Here is a 20,288-nt window from a genome sequence, read left to right as displayed (position 1 = left end):
TAGTGAGGATGGCACGCAGTATGTAATGACCGTGACGCAAAAAGCCAAGGAAGGCGGTGAGGAAATCAAAGAGGTGCGTTTTTCGAAATATACGGATGATGATAAGGTGGTGGTAAGCATTGACCTTACTGATACATCCGGCTCCATTCTTCCACCATCACAATATCTTGCTTTAGGAAGTGGATTTACAGTGAAATACTCGGTGGGTGTTGCTACTGCCGGAGGAAGTGATGTAGATGGTTACTCTGATCTGAAGGCAAGAGTGATTATAAAGAGAGGTTCTACTGTGCTTTCTGAATTTCAGAAAGCGGAATTTGTGGGAGTGGTAGCCGGACAAACTTATACTTTTGACGCTTCTCCTTATCTGAAAGATGCAACAGCCTATACAGTACAGGTAGAAGCGCAGGCTACCTATAACGGAGAAAGCCTTATGAAAACATCGGCGGCAAGGGTAACGATGGTGGCTATGGAATTAAGCACCACTTATTCGGTAGGTAACGGACTGGCTGACGGGGGATATAAAAATGATGTGAATATTCCTTTCACGGTTAAGGGTACTACCGGTGAGAAGAATATCCATTATCGCTTGAACGGAGGAGCACCTTATACGCTTGGTCTTTCTTCGGGTTCCGGTATTCAATCAAAGAATATAACCGTTCCTTTATCCGATATGGTAGAGGGGGTAAACGTAGTGGAAGCATACGCATTGCATGAAAATTCCGGTGTAATGAGTGAGGTGTATTACATTACGCTACTGAAAGCCGGGGATACGGTGAAAGAATATGTCGGAACAATGTTTGTCCATAAGGCGACAGGCTTTCAAAAGGAGTGGAAAAAACCGATATTGAACGCTGAACAGTTTACGGCATGGGACTTCACTTATGCAGCGTATGACCAAAAATCGAATACCGCTACGGTGAGGATAGAAAGCGGAAAAACGCTTGTTAAAGAGGATAGGTTGCCGAGGGGAGGGATAGGAAGCTATGGAAAGACAAATGTAAATGTTGAGCCTCAAAGTTATATACTATCTTGTGGAACTGCACAGGCAATACTGGATGTAAACACTTCATCCCACCCGGACATAGAAGCTATTCTGTCGCCCGATGCAGTATGCGCGTTTGATGCTTTCGGAAGAAGTAATACGGAAAATAATGCAGCTTCGTGGACGAGTGGCAGCAAGTATATGGAATTTGAGGAAGTGCTTTGGAGTGTAAATAATAATGGTGCAGGAAGCGGATGGTATAAGGATAGGCTTCTTTTAAGTAACGGTGCATCCATGACACTTACGGCCGATGGCGGTTATCATCCGTTCAACGAAGCTGATAAACCTATAGGCTACTCTATCCGTGAAGTTGGAATGACGATTGAAATCGAATACAGCACAGCTAACGTAACAGATACGAAAGCGGAGTTGATAACCTGTCTTGGCAAATTGAATAATGGAAACCGTTACGGTCTTGTAGTAACACCGGAAGAAGCCAAGTTCCTTACAGGTGTGGTAACCGAAGCAATGGATAGCGGTGAGATAATCCGTTACGAAGATAGTGTAGGTACAAAATTCGAGCCGGGTACGAATATAAAGATAACTTACGTGTTTTATCCGGATATAGAAGCTAACGAACAGAGAGGATTGATAGGTTTTTATGTGAATGGTGAGGAAAGTGCTGCATCGAAATGGTTGGATAAGGTGAATTTCGACATAACGGAACAATTACGTTTCAAATCGGACGGTGCAGACCTTTTTATCAAGAGTATCCGCATCTATGATAAGGCTTTGGCTTCGGATGAAGTCTTGAATAACTACATAGTAGACCGCAATCACTTGGAGGATACGGAGAACGAACAAGGGGTACGTTCGCTTGACGAGGATAATAGGGTGTTAAGTGAGGGTGATACCGTGAGCATGGATAAACTTATGGGAATGATGGCGAAACGCAAGAATTCGATACTGATGCTTATAGGCACAGGTAGCGTAGGAAGCGAGGTACCGAGCGAAAGCGATACGCTTAATGTTATGGATGCGTTGGCGCAGTTAAATAATAAGAAAGCGAATAAATTGGTGAGAGAAATTCGTTTCTATAATGGTGAGGATAGAAATTTGGATTTTATCCTGAAGAATGCTTATGCAAGAATACAGGGAACGTCATCCGTGAACTATGCGAGGAAGAATCTTCGTTTCTACTTCCAGAAAACAGCACCGGGTGAGACTGTAAGTTTGAGCTATGGTGAGATAGATGGAAACGGTAACCAAAGCAATCCTATAACCACTGAGGGCAAAAAGAATCTTTTCAAACTGCGTAAAAATTCTATCGGTGCGAAACTGGCGTGCCCGAAGTGCGATTTCTCCGATTCGTCCATGACTACCAACACTGGTGGTGCTAAATTCATACATGACGGACTAAAGGAAATGGGGCTTCTTACTCCTGCACAGAGGTATGCACAAGATCACGGAATTACGGACGACATCCGCTCGGCTATAGACGGTATGCCGTGCGACCTCTTTGTTGCGAAATCTGTGGATGATGATTTGACCTATTACGGGCAGTACAACACCAACAATGAGAAGAGCGATAGTTATCCGATATTCGGGCAGGACAAGACCATAGGCGAGGAAACATGGGGAGAGGGCGACACACTGAATTATCTCGAAGCCGATGAAGAGGGGCATAAGCAGTACCTTCCAATCTGCTTTGAAACATTGAACAACTCCAACCCCTGTTGCCTGTTCCAGTGGCTGCCGAGTACGGAAGCCGACCATGCAGACTTTATGGACAACAACTTCGATGGAGGACTGGAGTTTAACCACCCGAAAGACACTTTTTGGTCGGATGGAGGAGGTGATGAGGCCGAAGAACCCAATTTGAAAGACCACCTCGGCACCGGCGACAAGTACGACAAGATGTACAAGGCTGTCGATCGTATGATGGGCTTCGTTTATCGTTGTATGAAGGAAACAGAAGCAGGAAAGAATCTCACATATAACAAGGAAACACATTTGTTTGAAAGCGTGGATTATGAGGATGCAAATGGTAAATTTCCTAAAGCCAAGTGGGCAAGTGGCACTTTCAAGAAAGAAGCGCACAAGTATTTCAACCTGCCATATCTGATAGCTTACTATCTGTACGTGGATTTTAATCTTGGTGTGGACCAATTGGCGAAGAATATGTTGATAAGGACATGGGATGGTGTGATATGGTACACCACTTACTATGACGGTGACTGCCAGCTCGGAAGTGATAACAAGTCGTTCCTTACAGGAAGGTACGATGATAACCGCCAGACCAAACGTGATGGGGCGTATGTGATGCAGGGGCATAACTCTTGGTTATGGAATCTGATACTTGCGAATTTCTCTGAAATGATGACTGAAATAATGGTTAACGGCTATAATGGCGGTACTTCGTTTATGTCAGCTTTCAGCATTCAAAAGGCTTTAGACCATTTTGATACGGAGCAGATGAAAAAGTGGTGTTCAAGGTTGTATAACAAATCGGGTATTTTCAAATATATCTATCCGTTTTTGAATGAAATGCCGGTGGGTTCTGACGGAGCGAAACAGACCTATCCTCAGATTTATGGTTTGAAAGGGTCATTGAAGGCTCATAGAGGGTATTTTATAAAAAGAAGATATGACCTTAAGCAAGTGGAGTATGGTTATGTTTCCACTCTTGGAGCACAGTTTTACCAATCCACTGCATCGTTGGATGCCGGTTATATATTGAAGCCCATGCAGTTCGCTTTAACCATTCCCTATCGTGTACAACTATCAACATCAAATGGTGTTCAGGCTGATAGCGGTGTGGTGGAAGCCGATACACTTCATACATTGCAGTTAAAAGGAATGTTCGGGGAGAATGACCCGCTGAAGATTATCGGTGCGGCCAAAATCAAGGAATTGGTATGGCATGAGGATGCCTTTGCTATTGGCTTTAACTTTGGTCTGTTCACTTCATTGGTTAAGCTTGACATGAGCGTAGAAAAGCCGGGTGGTTATCGTAATGGTTCGTTTATGTCTTCCACAAACGCTTTATTGCTACTGGAAGAACTTAATATGCGTAATAATCTATTGGCCCGCAATGGCGACAACGGCAATGTTACCACTTTAGATTTGAGCTGGCAGGCTCGATTAAAAAGTCTGGATGTACAAGGAACAGGAATAACTCGCCTGCGTCTTGCTACGGGTGCACCGATTGTACGGTTATGTTTGCCGAATACATTGGAAGAATTATTCCTGGAGTATTTGACAAAACTTCCCGAAAGCGGACTCATTTTGGAAGGTATTAATAATATTACGGGGTATCGCTTTGTGGGTTGTCCCGGTATTGATGGTTTTTCTTTGCTCGAAAAACTTCATGCGGCCAAAAAAGCAGGTACGGGAAAGCTGGAACGTTTCAGTATTGACATAGACCGTGAAGATGATGGCTCATTGCTTGAAAAATATTACGAATATGGTACGTACACCTCTACAGGGGCGATTGATAACCGCCATTCCGGACTTCGTGGCACAATACGGCTAATGAAGTACATGGAGGATGAGGAAGCGGAAAAATATCGTGAGAAATATCCTGAATTGAATATTATACAGCCTTCTTATAGTGTCATAGAGTTTGATAATAGTGTATCCGATGATGCTAACATATCAAATCTTGACAATAAGACTGGTTATAAATATGGCAATACATACGTAATGAGTGCCCATGTAGCAGCTATTTTTAAGAATCGATTCCGTGTACTTGCCAAAGTTACAAAGATGCCTACCAGTCGCAAGGAGATTATTGCCGGCCAAGAAGTGGAAGTTAATAATCCCGATGGTGAAATGACTTATTATCCGCTACATGAAAGCAGTTCTAACTTTTATGCTGATGCTGAAAATATTAATGATTGTACGGTTGCTAAGTTGAATGGTAATGAAGGTGAATGGATGATGTATGAGCCTTTCTTCTGGAGTAAAGGGGTAAATGATTATCTGAATAACAGGCATTATAGCTGCTACAGTTCAAATGGGCCGGATAATATGCCGCCGATTCCTGCAGCTACAGTATTGACATTGGATGATATAAAAGGTACACAAGGCGGTTTCTTAGCAGAACGTAAAATCTTGAGCGGCAAACCAACATTAAAGGATTCTTATAGTAGTGATAAGACTTATTCTGTTTGTAAGGTTGATGTTGCTGGATATAAGCGTGTGCGTTTTCCAAGTGTTCCCGGTACTAACCTTGTTGGTAGTGTGTTTGTTGATGTTTCCGGCAATGTGGTGAAAACTATAGTTATTCCTACTATCGGCTTGAATTTTGAAGCGGGTATGTATCTGATTACCGAGATTCCAAGTAACGCTGTTGCTTTGCATTTTTCTATTTTGAATACGGCAGAGTTTGACAAGGTGGTCCTTTCAAACTCCGACAAGATAGAGGACATGGAGCCTGATTGGGTCGCTAACGATGAGCATCTGTGTGCCGTTGTTGGCAGTTCGGTTGTTGGTAGTAAGTTGCGTGCTTGTATTACTGGAGGCTCTACGGCTGCTGCTATGACATGGTCTGATTTTCATTACTACAGCCAGCAAAGAGGAATGCAACAGATAGATGCTTTGATGCACTCACGTATTGCTAATCTGTTCTATGCAAGATACGGACGTCGGGACAGTCAGGAACAATGCGGAGCTGGGCAGCATAATAATAATCGTATTACGGGTGGTACAGCCGGTTATGGAATGCAGGATACTATCGGTTATGATGCAGCCTACGCCATAAATAACAAAGTAACAAATTCGCTTATCGACGGTCTTGTTCACCAATATGCGTGGTATGTGAGTCAAGATGAGTACGGTGCGCCTATGGTTACTCAAGTAAATAATACATGCTGTATCGGTTACGAGGATATCTACGGGAACAAGTACGATATGATGGACGGTGTGGACTTGCCGAATGATAGCGGTAATCAGGGGAAATGGCGTATTTGGATGCCTGACGGTACTACCCGTATGGTGAAAGGTAAGACATCAAGCGACCAGTGGATAACAGGTGTTGCCCATGGTAAATACATGGATATCGTACCGGTAGGAACAGCTAACGGTTCGTCCAGTACCTATTATTGCGATAAGTATTATGTATCTACTGCAGCCAGCCGTGTGGTTTGTCGTGGGTGCTACTATGCGAATGCGAATGGTGGTGTGTCGTATGCGTATACGAGTTACGATGCGTCGAGTTCGCATACGTATGTCGGTTCCCGTCTGGAAATCTAATAAATCGGCGTACAGCACGGGGACGTGTCCCCAAGGCGGAGCCGAGGGAAACAAGCCGCAGCAATAGCACCTTTAAAGGTGGAAAGCTGAAAAATCACGCGTCGGGTGGAGTTTGGTAGGCTGTTATCAGTTCGAAGAAGTCAGACCCGGGGAAAGGAAGGCCCTTATCTTCCATGTTTATTAACCAATAGCTGAATTTGTATGCGCAGGGAAGGATATATCATCGAGGAAATTATCGAATACTCCAATATGTCGGAGGCATTCGATACAGTACTGCGTGGTACAAATCGTAAAAGGTCAAAGCAAGGACGATATTTACTCGCTCATAGGGAGGAAATCATCATTGAACTTACGACTGCTATTGCGGATGGTTCATTCCAGCTTGGCGGTTACCATGAAAGAGAGATTGAGGAGTACGGTAAGAAACGTACTTTACAGATACTTTCTATGAAAGACCGTATTGCTGTGTTTGCTGTAATGAATGTTGTAGACCGTCATTTGCAGAAACGCTATATTCGGACAACCGGAGCAAGTATCAAAAGGCGTGGCACACATGACCTGATGAATCGCATACGTACTGATCTGCAAAAAGACCCGGAAGGCACGTTATATGCTTACAAGTTCGACATCTGCAGGTTTTATGATAACGTGCGGCAGGATTTTGTGATGTGGTGCTTCCGCAGGGTGTTCAAGGATGAAAGGCTATTGGTTTTACTGGAACGGTTTGTTAAGCTGCTGCCGGAAGGTATCAGTTTCGGACTGCGCAGTTCGCAGGGGGCGGGAAACTTGCTCCTGTCTGTTTTTTTAGACCATTATTTGAAAGACAAGTACGGTATCCGATATTACTATCGCTATTGTGATGACGGATTGGTGCTCGGTAAAACGAAAGCGGAATTGTGGAAGATTCGTGATGTTATTCATGAGCAAATGAAGAAAATAGATTTGGAGATCAAGCCTAATGAACGGGTATTTCCGGTAGAGGAAGGCATTGATTTTCTTGGCTATGTTATTCGCCCTAACTATGTAGGATTGAGGAAACGTATCAAACAGAAGTTTGCTCGGAAGATGCACGAGGTAAAAAGTAGAAAAAGGAGGCGGGAACTGATTGCCAGTTTCTACGGCATGACGAAACACGCTGATTGTAATAATTTGTTTAAAAAATTAACAGGCAAAAAAATGAAATCATTTAAAGATTTAAATGTCGCTTACAAGCCGGAAGACGGTAAGAAGCGATTTTCGGGTACGGTGGTAAGTATCCGTGAGTTGGTAAACCTTCCTATCATAGTCAAGGATTTTGAGATGGGAATAAAGACTGAACAAGGCGAGGACCGTTGTATTGTGGCCATAGAGCAGAACGGCGAACCCAAGAAGTTCTTTACCAACAGTGAGGAAATGAAGAATATCCTCAAACAGATTGAAGAAATTCCTGACGGTTTTCCGTTTGAGACCACCATTAAGACGGAAACTTTCGGGAAAGGTAGAACCAAGTATGTATTCAGTTAAGATGAAAAGAGTAGAAGGTACAGCCGATGTGAAACTGATAGAATGCGTCAGTCCGGCAAAGAATAAATGGCGTATCCGTTGGGATATCCAAGAACATGAAGACGGTTCCGCCGACTATATGGAAGCGGAGTTTCTGAATGGCAGACCGTCAGATGAAGTAGTTAAGGCTTTGATTATGGATTGGTATAACCAGAAGGTGGACGAAACTATTTTGAAAGGATTTTCATACGAGGGTGTGCAGGTATGGCTTTCAAGAGAAAATCAGTTCAACTACAAAGCTGCATACGATTTGGCCGTACAGACAAATGGTGCAACCCTTCCGGTTGTATTCAAGTTTGGTACGGATGAAACGCCCGTTTATCGGGAGTTCTCGGCATTGGAGGAGTTGACAGACTTCTATACAAAAGTCATGTTACATATCCAAAAAACGCTTGCTGACGGTTGGAAAAAGAAAGATACGTTCAGTCTGAATAAATATCAAGTTGAATAGTATGTGAATATTCCTTTTTGGGGGGAAGGAAAGAAAAAAGCCCCCGGCCTGTTAAAAATCATCTCACCTACTTTTAACTAAAAACGCTCGTAGCGCACGACCGGGGGCAGATACCCTCGTTCGCACTACGAGCTTTATTTTTAGTTGCTGCGCAAATAATGCGCATTAGTAAGTGAGATGTTGCAAAGATAATCATTAAAAGTTAAAGCAGTCGAATTCCGGCTGCTTTTTTTATGCTTCAATTTCTCTCTTGGCTTATATTTTAGGAGAAAAGAGTTTATGAAAGCGAGTAATGATTTGGTAGAAAAGTATGGCTGGGATAAAATTATTCACGGCTTGGTTGGTCTCTTGATTGTGGCTATTTGTGTGTTGGTTGCTGTATTCTTGTTTGGAAATAAGTTTGTTCCGGTATTGGCTGGTGCTGTTATTGGTACAGGATGCGCTTACATTGTAGCAAAATGGAAAGAAGCGCAGGATGATATTCCTGATGAGAAAGATGTTAAGGCAACTTTACGTGGCGCTTATTTAGCAGACCTTGTTATTGGTGTTGCTTATGTTTTTTCATGGATAATTAATACTGTATTCTAATGGTCGAAGTGATTGAACAGATAGGTGGGATAAAGTTTGCAGACTTACGCTTGTATGCAATCGTATTGTTTACATGCTGTATCTTTATTGTCGTTTCTTCATTCGTGGATATGTGGAGTGGCATTGATGCGGCAAGAGTAAATAAAGAAAAAATTGATAGTAAGGGGTTAAGGAGAACTGTAGCTAAAGTGGTTGATTATTTCCGTGTATTGATATTCGGTACAATGGTCGATGTCTTAGGACTGTTCATTTCTTGGTATGTAGCTCCTTATTGTATGATTTTGATAACAATGGGTATTATCTGCATAGAAGGTCGCTCGGTATTGGAAAATAGCCGCAAAAAGAAGTCTCATGCTGCCGATGTAGCTGATATGGCACAAAAGATAGTAAAATGTATTAGCAGTAAGGATGCAGAAGATTTAATTGAACAGATTAAAACTAAAGTTGAAAGAAAATGAAAGTACTAATTGATAACGGCCACGGTGAGAATACAAAGGGCAAGCGCTCTCCTGATGGAAAATTGCGGGAATATGCTTGGACTCGTGAAATCGCAGATATGCTTGTTCTGGAATTAGGCAAAATGGGTATTGATGCTGAAAGGGTTGTAAAGGAGACAATAGATGTTCCACTATCAGAGCGATGCCGGCGTGTGAATGAGATTTGTGGCAGATTGGGTACATCTAATGTAATCTTGATTTCCATTCATTGTAATGCTGCAGGTTCTGGAATAGATTGGATGCAAGCAAGAGGCTGGTCTGCTTACACGAGCAAGGGAAGCACAAAAGCCGATGTATTGGCATCATGTCTGTACGCATCGGCTGCTGAATGCTTTCCGGCCGGGATAAAAATACGCAGCGATTGGTCGGATAAAGATCCTGACTGGGAAGAAAACTTCTACATCTTGCAGAAAACGAAATGTCCGGCAGTTCTTACCGAAAACTTTTTTCAGGATAATAAGGAAGATGTTGAATTCTTACTTTCCGCTGATGGGAAAGCGCGAATTGTAAAGGCTCATGCCATTGGAATAGCTAATTATCTTAAGGTCTAAGATTATATGAAAAAATGGTTGTTTATAGGTTTAGTAGCACTGGTATCTGTTACTATTGGCTTGATTAAATCTAATCGAAAGCTGCAAAAGGAATGTGAGCGTCAATCCGGTAATATTGCAATCTTAATGAAAGACATAAAGTCCTATAAAATTCGGGATAGTTTAAATGCAGTTTCTGTGTCGGCATTGAACTTGACTATTGATGAGCTGAAAGAGTATCGTGCCGATGATGCTCAAACAATAAAAGAACTCGGCATTAAAAACAAGCATCTTGAGGCTTTGGTTAAAACCGGGATTCATTCAACAGAAACAATCTATGCAGACCGTTGGCATCCACTTCCGGACAGACCGGATTGTTTAGAGGTTAATAGCAAATGGTCTCATGTGATAGCCTGTTTCAAGGATTCTACGGTTTATTATAATATTCGTGATAGTTTGGCGGCTGTTGTTCATCGAATACCAAAACGAAAATTCTTGTGGTGGAGTTGGGGCACAAAGGGGTATAAACTGGAATTGGTTAATTTTAATCCCAACACAAAGATTGATTACAATGAATTTATAAAAGTCTCAAAATAGCAGTGAGGGGGTGTCGTGAATAGCGACCCCCTCATCTTTATAGCAGATACTCCTTTAGTGCGTCAATGCCTTGTTTGACACTGCGGGCAATAACATACTTATTTCGGCAGTTTTCCGCTTGCCTCTGAAATTCTTTTTGTTCTTCCGATTGGATGCCTTTCTTTGTCTTAAACTCTATACATAGCGAAGCGTAGCCTTTCTTTGGGATTAGTAGGATAACATCGGATACGCCGGAAGTTACACCTTGCCGTTTGAGATTAGCGGCTTCCCTTATATGGCGGCTTCCACCATTCGGAACAGCGAAGAGAAGCTTATTGGGTAACTTTGGGAATATCTTTTCCACTTCTTCAAAGAACTTGCATTGCATACGTTCTTCCTCGTTGTTTTTCTTCCTTTTTCTTTTGGATGGATTCTTTTGCTCAGCATAGCAGTTGTAGCAGATATAGCCTGCATCAGTCTTAATGACTGATACAGTTTCTTTTCCGCATACAATACATTTTTCTTTAGTCATTTTTGCTATAAGGTGTCTTAGGTTTGATTCCATATTTTTGCAGTAACCGTTTACTTAAATATATAATGGACAGATTTATTGCATTACAATTACAAGGTTGCTCCCATTAGGCATACGGAATGCTTTATTAAATAGTTTCTGGCATCGTTTGGGTGGATTGATGTATGGTTGGTGCATTTCATTGAAAAGCGTACAAATTCCTCGACCTTTATTTGTGCAAAGATGTGTTGAACCACTAAAGAAGAAAGGGCATGAGCCGCAACTACCGGGTTTGTCATAGAATTTTCTATCATTGATTATTACCATTTATTAATCCTCCAATAACTCACGATTATCATATTGATTACCAATAATCTCGCCGTTTAACACCCCTTCAATATGATAAAATTCTCCTTTTTTGAATCTACCTTTGTCGTGAAGAATGCAAAGTATAGAATGATTATATTCATCTGTATCTATTACAGCTAGTAGTTCATAATCTGTTTTAACATAACCAGAACCGATAATATTTAAGACTTTTGGGGTGAATCTTACAATATCACCAATATAGGCCTCTTTCCCATTCTTATCACGCAAGCCTATGTATTGCCCAACAGTTTCAGACTGAACAAAAAAAGTACCTATCGTCCCGTAAGTCGTATGGATTGCTGGACATTTAGTCATTTTCCCTTTAGGTGTAAGGCTTGTTATCAAATCGCCATCTATCCATAGCCCATTATTAAAGCATTTTCCTCTGAATTTTATTTCATGTTTCATACTCAATCCTCCACTTTTTCAAAGTACACATCTTGTTTATCTTGTCTTTCAAACTTGTTGACTTCAAGTATCTCATTGAAAGACGGGATGGGCATCCAGGCTACAACATTATAGGTTTGCAATCCATACAAGAAGGAATTAGCATCTTTTGCGTAGTCTTTTTCTGTCCTATGAGATATATATACTTGTTTCCCATTATAAACTATTACTTTTTGGTTTAAAGAAGGCAGTTTATCTTCAACGCTTATCCAAGGAGATTGCTTTGCCTGCCATTCTGCACCACATTGAAAATCTTCCATACAATCAGATTTCCGACTAACATAGTTATCTGGATCAACCTCCTTTAAAACCTCTTTTCTAAACTTTGTTTTATTAGTAGCATAGTCGTATGCTGCTTCTTCTAATGTCTGTTTCATAACTGTCCCGTTTTTAATTAATCTTCTTTATTTTCTAAGTCTCTGTATGCCACGCAATAGTCAAGTAAGTTTAAATCTGGTTCATTCATCAAACATTCGTTCAATCGGGCGCAGTTCATACAACACCATTCGTCAGATAATCTCCCCATAGTTTTTTAGCTAATTCGTAATTCTTTTGTGCTTCATTAACAGCTTTCTTGGCATAAGTGAGAGTATAAGCGTGTTCACGTGGATATTTGCCAGACTTAACACCCTCATGATATTCTTTCGCTTTCTCTAACTTGTGTTCGTAGAAATCGATACTTTCCGGCATAGAAAGATTGATAGTGTTTGCCTTTTCTTCCCAATATTTGGCAATTCTTTCGTGTTCGGCAGCCTTGTCGCTAAATTCAACACTTTTTCCCATATTGTTCCAAGCATCATCAATCGCTTTTCGATGCCGTTTCTCGCTATGATGTCCGACTTTGATTGGCTCTCCAAGAGAAAGAAAATCTTTGTCTTTGTTCGAGCGGTTGAAATATTCGTTACTTTTTTGTCCGGCAGACTGGGCCCAACCATGGCGGCGCTCGGCTCTTTGCTTGGCCCATTCCTGCACATTAAATCCGTCAGCTCTGACGATGGAGTAATAATAAAAGCCTTCACGTTCATAGATGAGATTGAATACAATACATTCATTCTCTTTGCCATATTTGGTTGTAACTTCAATAACTTCTCCTTTTTCGTGTTTTTCACTGCATTTTGCGAGAAAAACATTGGGTACATATTTGCTATACGTATTCATATCAATATAATTATCGGTTAAAAACTTCTTTGTGTACTTGGTTTATAGTGCCATTGATTATCAAAGAACCCTTAGCGGCACGGATTTTATTACCTTTTTCTTGAACCTGATAGCCGGCTTTTTTCAGCCGGTCTATTTTTTGTTGTGGTGTTATTTTAGAAACCTTCATCATCATAATCTGTGCTGAAAATATTAGCTACCATATCAACGATATTTTCCTCTATATCTTCCGTGGAACCGGTAACATCTTTGGCAATGGCTTTCTTATTTTGAATGATACGGTAAACCTTCTCGTCAATGGTACGTCGTCCGAGGAAATAGTAACAGGTTACAGAATCCTTTTGCCCTATACGATGCGCACGGTCTTCGCATTGGCAACAATCGGCATAAGTCCAGGGGAATTCAACAAAGGCAACATTGCTTGATGCTGTTAGGGTAAGTCCGACTCCTGCAGCTTTAATGGAACAGATGATAATATCCGTTTTGGGATTGTTTTGAAAAGAATCCACTGCTCTTTGTTTCTCATCTTGTGAGTCCCTTCCAGTTACAGATACAGCCGTAGGAAAATAGCTTTTCAGTTGATCTACCACTTCGTGAAGTGAGCAAAAGAGGATGATTTTCTTTCCATTCTCACGAAAGTCTTTTACGAACTCAATTACATCACGTACTTTCCCTCTGGCTGATATTTGGCGGAGGATATTAATACGTACCATGACTTCACCTCGTAATGCTTTCTCTATCTTTTCATCATCCGCTTCTTTGTATTTTTGTAGGTACATGATAAGATCACGCTCTGCGTCGATATACTCCTTGCGGTTAGTTATCTCACAAGTATTTACTTGTCGTATTTTATCGGGAAGGTCTGTCAGCACCAATGACTTTTCACGCCGGAACATACATTTAGTCCATAGCATATAGTTAAGTTCTTTCAGGTTTGATGCTTCATTTTGGCCGGAACAATATCTATTGACGAATGTCTTATATCCTCCAAAATCTTCCATTCTGGAAAGGATAGATAACTGCGGAATTAAATCTTTAGGCTTATTGACAACCGGAGTTCCGGTAAGTTCAATGACCCATTCCTTACCATTGCATATACCTTTACAGAATTTAGCCTGCTGAGTGGATGATGATTTGCAACGGTGGCTTTCATCAATGATTACAGATTTGAAAAGTTGGATGCTGTTTCTAAATTCCACATCTCTTAAAGTCCAACCAGATTCTTTTTTGATACGTTGTACAAAGTATTTTTTAAGCGATTCATAATTAACGATGAATACCTGATACATGCCAGTCTGATAAAAGAAAGTCCATGTATCTCGTACTTTATCCGTCAGTACCATTGCCTTTTTATCTGTGAACTTATGCCATTCTCTTTCCCAATTAACCTTTAAGGCAGAAGGACAAATAACCAAACAAGGAAAGGCATTCCCAAGATTAATGGTTGCAATGCTTTGCAGTGTCTTTCCAAGGCCCGGCTCGTCGCAATTCATGAATCGTTTGAGCTGTAATCCTCTTGCAATTCCTTTTAATTGATAGGGATATGGGTTTACTTTTAGTAAGTGGGGAATATCAAGCTCCGGCAGCTCCGGTATATTGTACGCAACTTCTTCCTCTTCTTCTTGTTTCTGTTGTCCTGTAACCCATTGGATATTTTCAAATGGTCTGATTTGATAGACCATTTTTTCAAGTTCGACACGACTGGAAACAGGAATAAGCCATTTCTTTCTGCTTCCGTCATATCTCTTGCCTGTGATTTGACGTATTCTGTCAACAATAGTGGGCTTGTACTTGAAAGTAACTTCAAAAACGTTTCCTTTTAATTCTATAATCATGACTTGTAATTTAGAGTTTTATGGGGCTGACAAAAATCAGCCCCGAATTTGATTAAGCGGCAGGAGCTATGGTTTTGGTCTTTCTGCCTTTTCTTTTAGGCTTTTCTTCTTCTGCAGGAAGTTCTTCTGCATCGGTAACAGCTTCATCGGGGATATCGCTATCAAAGTCTAACCGCTCTTGCTTAATGCCCCATTTCTCTTCAAAGAGATATGCTTCCACTTCCGCATCGCAAGCTGCTGCATCTATTTGTAGTTCTTCTGAAAATTTATATTCTTCGTCTCCGAATGGAGTAAAGATTTTCAAATCCACAATTTTACCGGATTGTAGTAATTTGCCTCCCATTATGGTTATACCCGGTACTCCATCGTTGCTATCATTGGCATATCCGGTAATGAAGTAGTTATTCAGAGTTTCATCAAAGCCCGGTGATGTAAAACTTGACTTGTAGATTTTCTCCGCTTCGGGTTGCTCGCATAATACCACAAGATGCAGTTTCAAGTGATTAAAAATCTCCTTCAGTTCGGAATGTACGATTTGGTCGCAATTCTTGGTAACCTTGTTTGTGTAGTTGGCTTCTGTGAATCGCTCGTTGTACACAACATTTAATCTGTCTTTTTTAATGACAGCCTGCTTGATGTCAATTTTTGCAGTTTCCATTGTTCTCTTTTTTAGGCTCATCCTTTGATGTAAGAATAAGCATGTTAATAAATAGATATATGATTATACCGGCTCCCATGATGAATGGGAATCCAGTAATGTTTTCGTCTAATCCCATTAGGATAATGGCTATAAGAAGCCAAAGCAAGTATTTGGGTGCTTCTTGGTCGTTTAGCATTTTTGTCTGTTGTTATTGTTGTACATACCAGCCATTTTCATTTCTTCTTTGGCTTTGCTTATTACTGTCACGCACCATGATAGCTGATGTGTTGCGGTTCGATTGCACCGTTCACACCAATCGACCAAATATCGTTCTTCCCTGCAAAGGGAGTTTACTAAAGCGTTTATTGCCGTAGCTGTAGCCTTGGCATTTTTGGCTGTTTCGGCAAGTGTTTTCATTGTTTCGGAATTCATGGCTTCGTTAAGCCAATATTTAGCATCAGCTAATAACTTGCCTGAACGGGCGACATATACAGCCAAGTCATTTCCGCGCAATACGGCTTCTTCTGCATTTTCGCTCATTGTTATATTGAGGAATGAGTCAATATCTGTAAGTTCCTTGCAGATTTGTTCTTTGGGTGTGATAAGTATGTTCATATCGTTTTCGATTAAAATATATCAAGAAAAGAGCATCCACCATTTAAAAGCCAATTCATCATATTTCTCTTTTCCACGTTTATAGGTATCATCGTCTCGTCTAATGAATGCTTTGAATATTTTCAGGTTCTTCTTGCTGATGGCATAGATAAAGTCCTGTTGACTTCCTGCTATATCCATATACCATGCTCTGGAACGGTCCCAATCAAAAAAATCTATAGCTTCATTGAACTGGTTTTGTGATTCTGCAAAAGTGGTCTTTAAATCTCCACCAAATCCAAAACCAGGTAACCACCAATCCCATTTACATCGGGTATCAAGAGTATACTCAAAGTTTCCGTAGAGAAATCGCTGGGATTTGTTTACCATGAATTTCTGGGTATCGGAGTTGGAAAGAACGGCTCTAAGGAACTCGTCTTTTCTTGCCTCTTTTCTTAAAGCTTCCCTCATGGCAAGGCCTAACTCGAAATCTTCCCGTGAATAGGTTACATCATCCACCATGCGCTTACTATAATGTACCCGTTCGTTTTCGGTAATAAGTGCATCTACCAATGTCCCAAACTTGAAGGCTTTTTCTTTATCCCCATACTGGGTACGGGGATAAAGATAGTTTTTGAGTTCTGTCAGATCGGAGTTGCTGACTTCTGTACGCAAGTAATATGAATCCGGATTTGCCATTACTTTCCTGCTTTAACTTCTTCTTCGTATCGGATATATTTTGATTTGATTTTCATTTCATCATTGCTGTTAGCTTTCTTTTCGCAGAAGGAAATCATCTTTTTGTGGATTTTTTCAAGTTCTTCTATTGTCAGATTCTGACCTTCATTTATCCACCACATCTGATATATTTCCAAGAAGCCGGCAGGGTGTAGTATTTTAATTCTTTCAGTCACTTTGGCTTTGCTAGTCCTTGTTGTAACAGAAGCGGCAGCCGTTGCAAACAGACTATTCATTTGTGCGGATTGTATAGAAGACTCCGCTTTTTGTTGCTGCTCATGTTCTTTTTGCTGTATTTCAAGTTCACGTTGTTTTCGCTCCTCTTCTTCCCGTTGTTTCCTTTCGGCTTCCGCTTTGGCAGCAGCTTCAGCATCTTTCTTGCGTAATTCTTCTTCCTCAATAAGTTCTTGCTTTTTGGAGGAAAGGCGGTCGATAAATGACTGACGTAAATCCTCCATGTCAAACTTATACTGTTGAGAGAAAGCGGAATATTTATTGCTTAGAATTTCAGCCTTGATATTCGCTTTGGTTTGTGCGTCCAGATAATAAGTTGTGATGTCTTGATTGAAAGTGTCGAAGTGCTCACGAGGGTACAGAGTTGACCAACCTCTAATACTCTTTTCTTTCAGCTCAAATGTAGCCAGTGTAATGCTTTCCCAAATATGGCTCAGATTCTTCTGTTGTTCGGCAAAATAGGAACTCATGTGTGTATTGATAGCCTGTTCAATAGCAAGCCGATACGTTCCTTTTTCCTTTTCAATATTGGCTTGTCGTTGCATCTCCTGCTGCTTCCTTCTTTCTTCTTCACGCTTCAGTGCTGCATATCTGTCACGTTCTGCAGCTATTTTGCCCGGAATTGTTGATTTGTCTTTTGGGTCAATAGCTTTTTCATCTGTCGTGAAAATGGATCGGATACGGTCGAATAGTTGGGTAACAGGCGCACGACGGCTTTTCATGTTGGTAATTGTAACATTGACTTTCTTCAGATACTCCGCAGCTTTGGCATCCAGTTCATCAGTCATGCCTTCTCCTTGAATCGTATCTAAGATTGCCTGTCCCGCTGAATTACAGTTGGCTATTGATTTTTGGTTCTTGCCTAAGGCGTCAGGGGCACTTTTCATTAAAGAGGTAAACTCTTCTACTTTTATTAATTCTGTTGACATAGCTTTAAGTATTAATGGTTAGAATCCTTCTTCTTCATCTGCTTTGCTGACATTTACAGATACCGGTTCCGGTGCGGTGAGCTGTTTTTCTTCACCAAAAGGAATGTTTGGGTCTTCCTGTGCAATATTGGCATCTTCCACAATTCCATAATCGATGATTTCTTCTTCCTCCTGGTCGGTTGCCATAATGGTATATTTTCCGGTACGTACTTTAGGGTATGCGTCGAAGGCGTGTTTAATCATTTTGTTTTCAAGGAAACCGGGGTCAATACCGCCATTATTGGAAGTGTATAAAGCATTGGCATTACCAAGTTCTCTCCGTCTGGTCTGCTCATTCCATTTGGAATTTGCTTTTTCGCTATAATGCTTCAAGCGTTCAATATCCCCTTGCATGAGCCATTGATAATCCACTGAATTATCATTGCGTACAATGCGTATGAATGCTGCAATAACCTTGGTTGATGTGCGGGGGCATTGTGCTTCATACTCGATGTTTTTTACTCCATTGACTAAAGATGCCTTGAAATGGTCTCCCTCATAAACGACGACGGGGTTGTCAGCATATTTAATTTGGCCGGCACGCATACGCATGGTAAGTTCACCGTAGCCGGTAACTGAAACGTATGCACGTTTTTCGTAAATATCGTTCCCATGTTCGTTTTTGTACCCAGTTTTGCAGTTGCGACTCAGAATATAGCAGAGCGGATGCCCTGTCTGGTCTAATGTTAGTCCATTGACTGCGATATCAAGGAAACAGCCATAAAGGGACATTTTGCTTGAAGTGGCTACATCGGGGTTATCTCGAAGTAATTTTTGAAAATTGAATACTTCTTTGTGGTACATCTGCTCACCCTTATCCGTACCCCAAATTGCATTGTACATTTGAATAAACTTTGCTTGTACACCTTCATTTTCGACAATTTTCGTTGCTGGAAGCGCATTTAGCTCTTCCATCTTAACTTGAATAATACTGCTCATAATGAGAATTTTAGTTGTTAATATTAAAATCTGCTTTGTCTAACCGTACCCAGACTGATTTGCCGGGACTATTAAACGATTGTTCTAAATCGACATCAACAAGCACCTGATTATAGCATTCCAATTTGCGTATAACCACTCCGGTAATAATGGCGTAGTCTACATCATCCCCGTAATGTCCGCACCGGAAAAAGAGTCCGGCCGTAATGTTCTGCCCTATTTGTATATCTTTTGCAGTCATGGTACTTGCATTAATACTTTGATTATGTTGGCCGGTACTTTGTTATGAATATCCATCATGGCACTTGCTGTTTCCAGTTCGGACATTTTCACATAATACTTGCCGCGTTCCTTGTTCTTTGCAGGATAAAACTTTATCCATTCCTTACTACGCCATTCTGTAATGAGACGACGTCCGTATATCTTTTCTGCTTGGGAGATTGTTACCACCTCCGGCAGTAGCCCTAATGCTTTAAGCGTCTGAATCGTTCCGATTTTTATGCCGCTTGCTACAATTCTTTCTAAATATCTTTCTCCCATTTTAGCTGTTTCTTTGGTTGGTTAATTATTGGTTACGAGCTTTCTTCACTATCTGAAACACATTGCAACTCTATGCTATGCTGCCTGTTTATAATTAGGTTGAGATATTTCTTCTGTCTTGTATCTTTGCGTTCTTCCTCTTCTTGTCCGGTAGTAATAATCGTGATGATTATCTACTGAAAATTGGAATATTACTATTCCCAAGAAGCAAAGAGCTATAATCGTCTTTTGTAGCTGTTGAAAATCTATGTTTAGAGTAAATACTCTATTAGCCCACCATGACCCCAGTTCATTTAATTTGCTGGTTCCGGTCTTTTTGTATGCTTTGTCGAGCAATACGTTGATAGTTCCGTAAGCCACGTGAAGCCTGTCTGCCATTTCTTTCTTTGCGAGTCCGCAAAAGGCAAGTCCGGCGATCTGATTTTCACGCTTGGTTAATTCATTGTTCGCTTGTAGTTCCATTTTGCAATGTTTCTAATTCGGCTGCCGCTTTAGAAACTCCTTTTGAGGCTTCCAAGGCTTCTTTAGCCATTCTGGTTGCTATTGTGAGAACTTTAGCCTTATAAGATGAACGGGCAGATGCAGGCTTGTTGTTTAGGATATTATGTACTGTGCCTTTTGAACATCCTGCTTCTTTTGCAATGCTCCCCTCATAGCCATAAGGGAGATTGGATTTAATAATTTCTAATTGATTTTCCATATACCTGATATTATTGTCTGAGTTCCCGGCAAGGTGGTCAAGCCCGGCTGGGATTGGTTATCTATTTTTGTTTTTTCTTTTCGTATTCCAAACAAGCCCTTCCATTTGCGAGCCATTTTTCGGAACCTCTTTTAGCGCAAAGACCAATAGCTTTATTTTCAGTGCTGCGACTAAAGTATTTGCACGTGGCACA

The 20,288-nt window shown here is 40.9% G+C and carries 21 protein-coding genes and 1 pseudogene; 7 read left to right on the top strand and 15 right to left on the bottom strand.

What is annotated here, in order from left to right:
- The 7 genes and pseudogenes from WKT12_RS12285 to WKT12_RS12255 all read left to right on the top strand — a co-directional run.
- A pseudogene (locus WKT12_RS12285) lies at positions 1-6,229 on the top strand (hypothetical protein); the annotation flags it as partial.
- Between the two features lie 210 nt (positions 6,230-6,439).
- A complete protein-coding gene (locus tag WKT12_RS12280) occupies positions 6,440-7,741 on the top strand; it encodes a reverse transcriptase domain-containing protein (RefSeq protein ID WP_234241318.1) in 1,302 nt (433 codons plus the stop codon).
- Between the two features lies 1 nt (position 7,742).
- A complete protein-coding gene (locus WKT12_RS12275; RefSeq protein WP_224262943.1) occupies positions 7,743-8,231 on the top strand; it encodes a hypothetical protein in 489 nt (162 codons plus the stop codon).
- 279 nt (positions 8,232-8,510) lie between these two features.
- Positions 8,511-8,819: a hypothetical protein gene (locus WKT12_RS12270; RefSeq protein WP_340319852.1), complete on the top strand. Its 309-nt coding sequence runs from the start codon at positions 8,511-8,513 to the stop codon at positions 8,817-8,819.
- A complete protein-coding gene (locus WKT12_RS12265) occupies positions 8,819-9,277 on the top strand; it encodes a phage holin family protein (protein WP_008782015.1) in 459 nt (152 codons plus the stop codon). The genes WKT12_RS12270 and WKT12_RS12265 overlap by 1 nt, the downstream gene beginning before the upstream one ends.
- Entirely contained in the window at positions 9,274-9,867 is a 594-nt protein-coding gene (locus WKT12_RS12260; RefSeq protein ID WP_007557988.1) for an N-acetylmuramoyl-L-alanine amidase, read from the top strand. The genes WKT12_RS12265 and WKT12_RS12260 overlap by 4 nt, the downstream gene beginning before the upstream one ends.
- Before the next feature lie 6 nt (positions 9,868-9,873).
- Entirely contained in the window at positions 9,874-10,443 is a 570-nt protein-coding gene (locus WKT12_RS12255) for a DUF6549 family protein (protein ID WP_224262945.1), read from the top strand.
- A 37-nt stretch (positions 10,444-10,480) separates the two neighbouring features.
- Here the strand turns inward: WKT12_RS12255 and WKT12_RS12250 are convergent, their stop codons facing one another.
- The 15 genes from WKT12_RS12250 to WKT12_RS12180 all read right to left on the bottom strand — a co-directional run bounded on the left by WKT12_RS12250 (position 10,481) and on the right by WKT12_RS12180 (position 20,095).
- Positions 10,481-10,954 carry a VRR-NUC domain-containing protein gene (locus tag WKT12_RS12250; RefSeq protein WP_081458087.1) on the bottom strand — a complete coding sequence of 158 codons (474 nt, stop codon included), beginning with the start codon at positions 10,952-10,954 and terminating at the stop codon, positions 10,481-10,483.
- A 309-nt stretch (positions 10,955-11,263) separates the two neighbouring features.
- On the bottom strand, positions 11,264-11,710 hold the full coding sequence (locus WKT12_RS12245; protein ID WP_224262946.1) for a YopX family protein: 447 nt from the start codon (positions 11,708-11,710) through the stop codon (positions 11,264-11,266).
- Between the two features lie 2 nt (positions 11,711-11,712).
- Positions 11,713-12,126, bottom strand: coding sequence for a DUF551 domain-containing protein (locus WKT12_RS12240; RefSeq protein ID WP_007557982.1), 414 nt, complete (start codon positions 12,124-12,126; stop codon positions 11,713-11,715).
- Positions 12,127-12,241: 115 nt separating this feature from the next.
- Complete coding sequence (locus WKT12_RS12235) at positions 12,242-12,907, bottom strand: DUF3560 domain-containing protein (protein ID WP_117985449.1); 666 nt, start codon at positions 12,905-12,907, stop codon at positions 12,242-12,244.
- Positions 12,908-12,917: 10 nt separating this feature from the next.
- On the bottom strand, positions 12,918-13,082 hold the full coding sequence (locus tag WKT12_RS12230) for a hypothetical protein (RefSeq protein ID WP_153881318.1): 165 nt from the start codon (positions 13,080-13,082) through the stop codon (positions 12,918-12,920).
- Entirely contained in the window at positions 13,063-14,742 is a 1,680-nt protein-coding gene (locus tag WKT12_RS12225; RefSeq protein WP_016661630.1) for a DEAD/DEAH box helicase, read from the bottom strand. The genes WKT12_RS12230 and WKT12_RS12225 overlap by 20 nt, the downstream gene beginning before the upstream one ends.
- A gap of 52 nt (positions 14,743-14,794) precedes the next feature.
- On the bottom strand, positions 14,795-15,400 hold the full coding sequence (locus WKT12_RS12220; RefSeq protein WP_151870741.1) for a hypothetical protein: 606 nt from the start codon (positions 15,398-15,400) through the stop codon (positions 14,795-14,797).
- A 171-nt stretch (positions 15,401-15,571) separates the two neighbouring features.
- The gene (locus WKT12_RS12215) at positions 15,572-15,997 is read right to left on the bottom strand and encodes a hypothetical protein (RefSeq protein ID WP_007557967.1); all 426 of its coding nucleotides are present in this window, start codon (positions 15,995-15,997) and stop codon (positions 15,572-15,574) included.
- Between the two features lie 21 nt (positions 15,998-16,018).
- Positions 16,019-16,675, bottom strand: coding sequence for a PD-(D/E)XK nuclease-like domain-containing protein (locus tag WKT12_RS12210; RefSeq protein WP_016661628.1), 657 nt, complete (start codon positions 16,673-16,675; stop codon positions 16,019-16,021).
- Positions 16,675-17,877, bottom strand: a complete 1,203-nt coding sequence (locus WKT12_RS12205; RefSeq protein WP_224262947.1) for a hypothetical protein — start codon at positions 17,875-17,877, stop codon at positions 16,675-16,677. The genes WKT12_RS12210 and WKT12_RS12205 overlap by 1 nt, the downstream gene beginning before the upstream one ends.
- An 18-nt stretch (positions 17,878-17,895) precedes the next feature.
- The gene (locus WKT12_RS12200; protein WP_008782028.1) at positions 17,896-18,855 is read right to left on the bottom strand and encodes a recombinase RecT; all 960 of its coding nucleotides are present in this window, start codon (positions 18,853-18,855) and stop codon (positions 17,896-17,898) included.
- A 10-nt stretch (positions 18,856-18,865) separates the two neighbouring features.
- On the bottom strand, positions 18,866-19,096 hold the full coding sequence (locus WKT12_RS12195) for a hypothetical protein (protein ID WP_008782029.1): 231 nt from the start codon (positions 19,094-19,096) through the stop codon (positions 18,866-18,868).
- Positions 19,093-19,395 (bottom strand): hypothetical protein, encoded by a 303-nt coding sequence (locus tag WKT12_RS12190; protein ID WP_007557958.1) that lies wholly within the window; start codon positions 19,393-19,395, stop codon positions 19,093-19,095. The genes WKT12_RS12195 and WKT12_RS12190 overlap by 4 nt, the downstream gene beginning before the upstream one ends.
- Positions 19,396-19,470: 75 nt before the next feature.
- Entirely contained in the window at positions 19,471-19,857 is a 387-nt protein-coding gene (locus WKT12_RS12185) for a helix-turn-helix transcriptional regulator (RefSeq protein ID WP_008782030.1), read from the bottom strand.
- Positions 19,835-20,095, bottom strand: coding sequence for a hypothetical protein (locus tag WKT12_RS12180; protein WP_007557953.1), 261 nt, complete (start codon positions 20,093-20,095; stop codon positions 19,835-19,837). The genes WKT12_RS12185 and WKT12_RS12180 overlap by 23 nt, the downstream gene beginning before the upstream one ends.
- Positions 20,096-20,288: the final 193 nt, after the last annotated feature.

This window comes from Phocaeicola sp. HCN-6420, from assembly GCF_037890145.1.
GTDB lineage: Bacteria > Bacteroidota > Bacteroidia > Bacteroidales > Bacteroidaceae > Phocaeicola.
This window is presented reverse-complemented; position numbering and strand designations above follow the sequence as displayed.

What these genes read in the sequence shown, in the direction of transcription:
- WKT12_RS12275 (WP_224262943.1), top strand. Translation starts at nt 7,743, where the DNA reads ATGAAAAGAGTAGAAGGTACAGCCGATGTGAAACTGATAGAATGCGTC.
- WKT12_RS12210 (WP_016661628.1), bottom strand. Translation starts at nt 16,675, where the DNA reads ATGGCAAATCCGGATTCATATTACTTGCGTACAGAAGTCAGCAACTCC.
- WKT12_RS12280 (WP_234241318.1), top strand. Translation starts at nt 6,440, where the DNA reads ATGCGCAGGGAAGGATATATCATCGAGGAAATTATCGAATACTCCAAT.
- WKT12_RS12260 (WP_007557988.1), top strand. Translation starts at nt 9,274, where the DNA reads ATGAAAGTACTAATTGATAACGGCCACGGTGAGAATACAAAGGGCAAG.
- WKT12_RS12205 (WP_224262947.1), bottom strand. Translation starts at nt 17,877, where the DNA reads ATGTCAACAGAATTAATAAAAGTAGAAGAGTTTACCTCTTTAATGAAA.
- WKT12_RS12200 (WP_008782028.1), bottom strand. Translation starts at nt 18,855, where the DNA reads ATGAGCAGTATTATTCAAGTTAAGATGGAAGAGCTAAATGCGCTTCCA.
- WKT12_RS12185 (WP_008782030.1), bottom strand. Translation starts at nt 19,857, where the DNA reads ATGGAACTACAAGCGAACAATGAATTAACCAAGCGTGAAAATCAGATC.
- WKT12_RS12270 (WP_340319852.1), top strand. Translation starts at nt 8,511, where the DNA reads ATGAAAGCGAGTAATGATTTGGTAGAAAAGTATGGCTGGGATAAAATT.
- WKT12_RS12240 (WP_007557982.1), bottom strand. Translation starts at nt 12,126, where the DNA reads ATGAAACAGACATTAGAAGAAGCAGCATACGACTATGCTACTAATAAA.
- WKT12_RS12180 (WP_007557953.1), bottom strand. Translation starts at nt 20,095, where the DNA reads ATGGAAAATCAATTAGAAATTATTAAATCCAATCTCCCTTATGGCTAT.
- WKT12_RS12235 (WP_117985449.1), bottom strand. Translation starts at nt 12,907, where the DNA reads ATGAATACGTATAGCAAATATGTACCCAATGTTTTTCTCGCAAAATGC.
- WKT12_RS12195 (WP_008782029.1), bottom strand. Translation starts at nt 19,096, where the DNA reads ATGACTGCAAAAGATATACAAATAGGGCAGAACATTACGGCCGGACTC.
- WKT12_RS12245 (WP_224262946.1), bottom strand. Translation starts at nt 11,710, where the DNA reads ATGAAACATGAAATAAAATTCAGAGGAAAATGCTTTAATAATGGGCTA.
- WKT12_RS12220 (WP_151870741.1), bottom strand. Translation starts at nt 15,400, where the DNA reads ATGGAAACTGCAAAAATTGACATCAAGCAGGCTGTCATTAAAAAAGAC.
- WKT12_RS12265 (WP_008782015.1), top strand. Translation starts at nt 8,819, where the DNA reads ATGGTCGAAGTGATTGAACAGATAGGTGGGATAAAGTTTGCAGACTTA.
- WKT12_RS12215 (WP_007557967.1), bottom strand. Translation starts at nt 15,997, where the DNA reads ATGAACATACTTATCACACCCAAAGAACAAATCTGCAAGGAACTTACA.
- WKT12_RS12225 (WP_016661630.1), bottom strand. Translation starts at nt 14,742, where the DNA reads ATGATTATAGAATTAAAAGGAAACGTTTTTGAAGTTACTTTCAAGTAC.
- WKT12_RS12250 (WP_081458087.1), bottom strand. Translation starts at nt 10,954, where the DNA reads ATGACTAAAGAAAAATGTATTGTATGCGGAAAAGAAACTGTATCAGTC.
- WKT12_RS12255 (WP_224262945.1), top strand. Translation starts at nt 9,874, where the DNA reads ATGAAAAAATGGTTGTTTATAGGTTTAGTAGCACTGGTATCTGTTACT.
- WKT12_RS12230 (WP_153881318.1), bottom strand. Translation starts at nt 13,082, where the DNA reads ATGATGATGAAGGTTTCTAAAATAACACCACAACAAAAAATAGACCGG.
- WKT12_RS12190 (WP_007557958.1), bottom strand. Translation starts at nt 19,395, where the DNA reads ATGGGAGAAAGATATTTAGAAAGAATTGTAGCAAGCGGCATAAAAATC.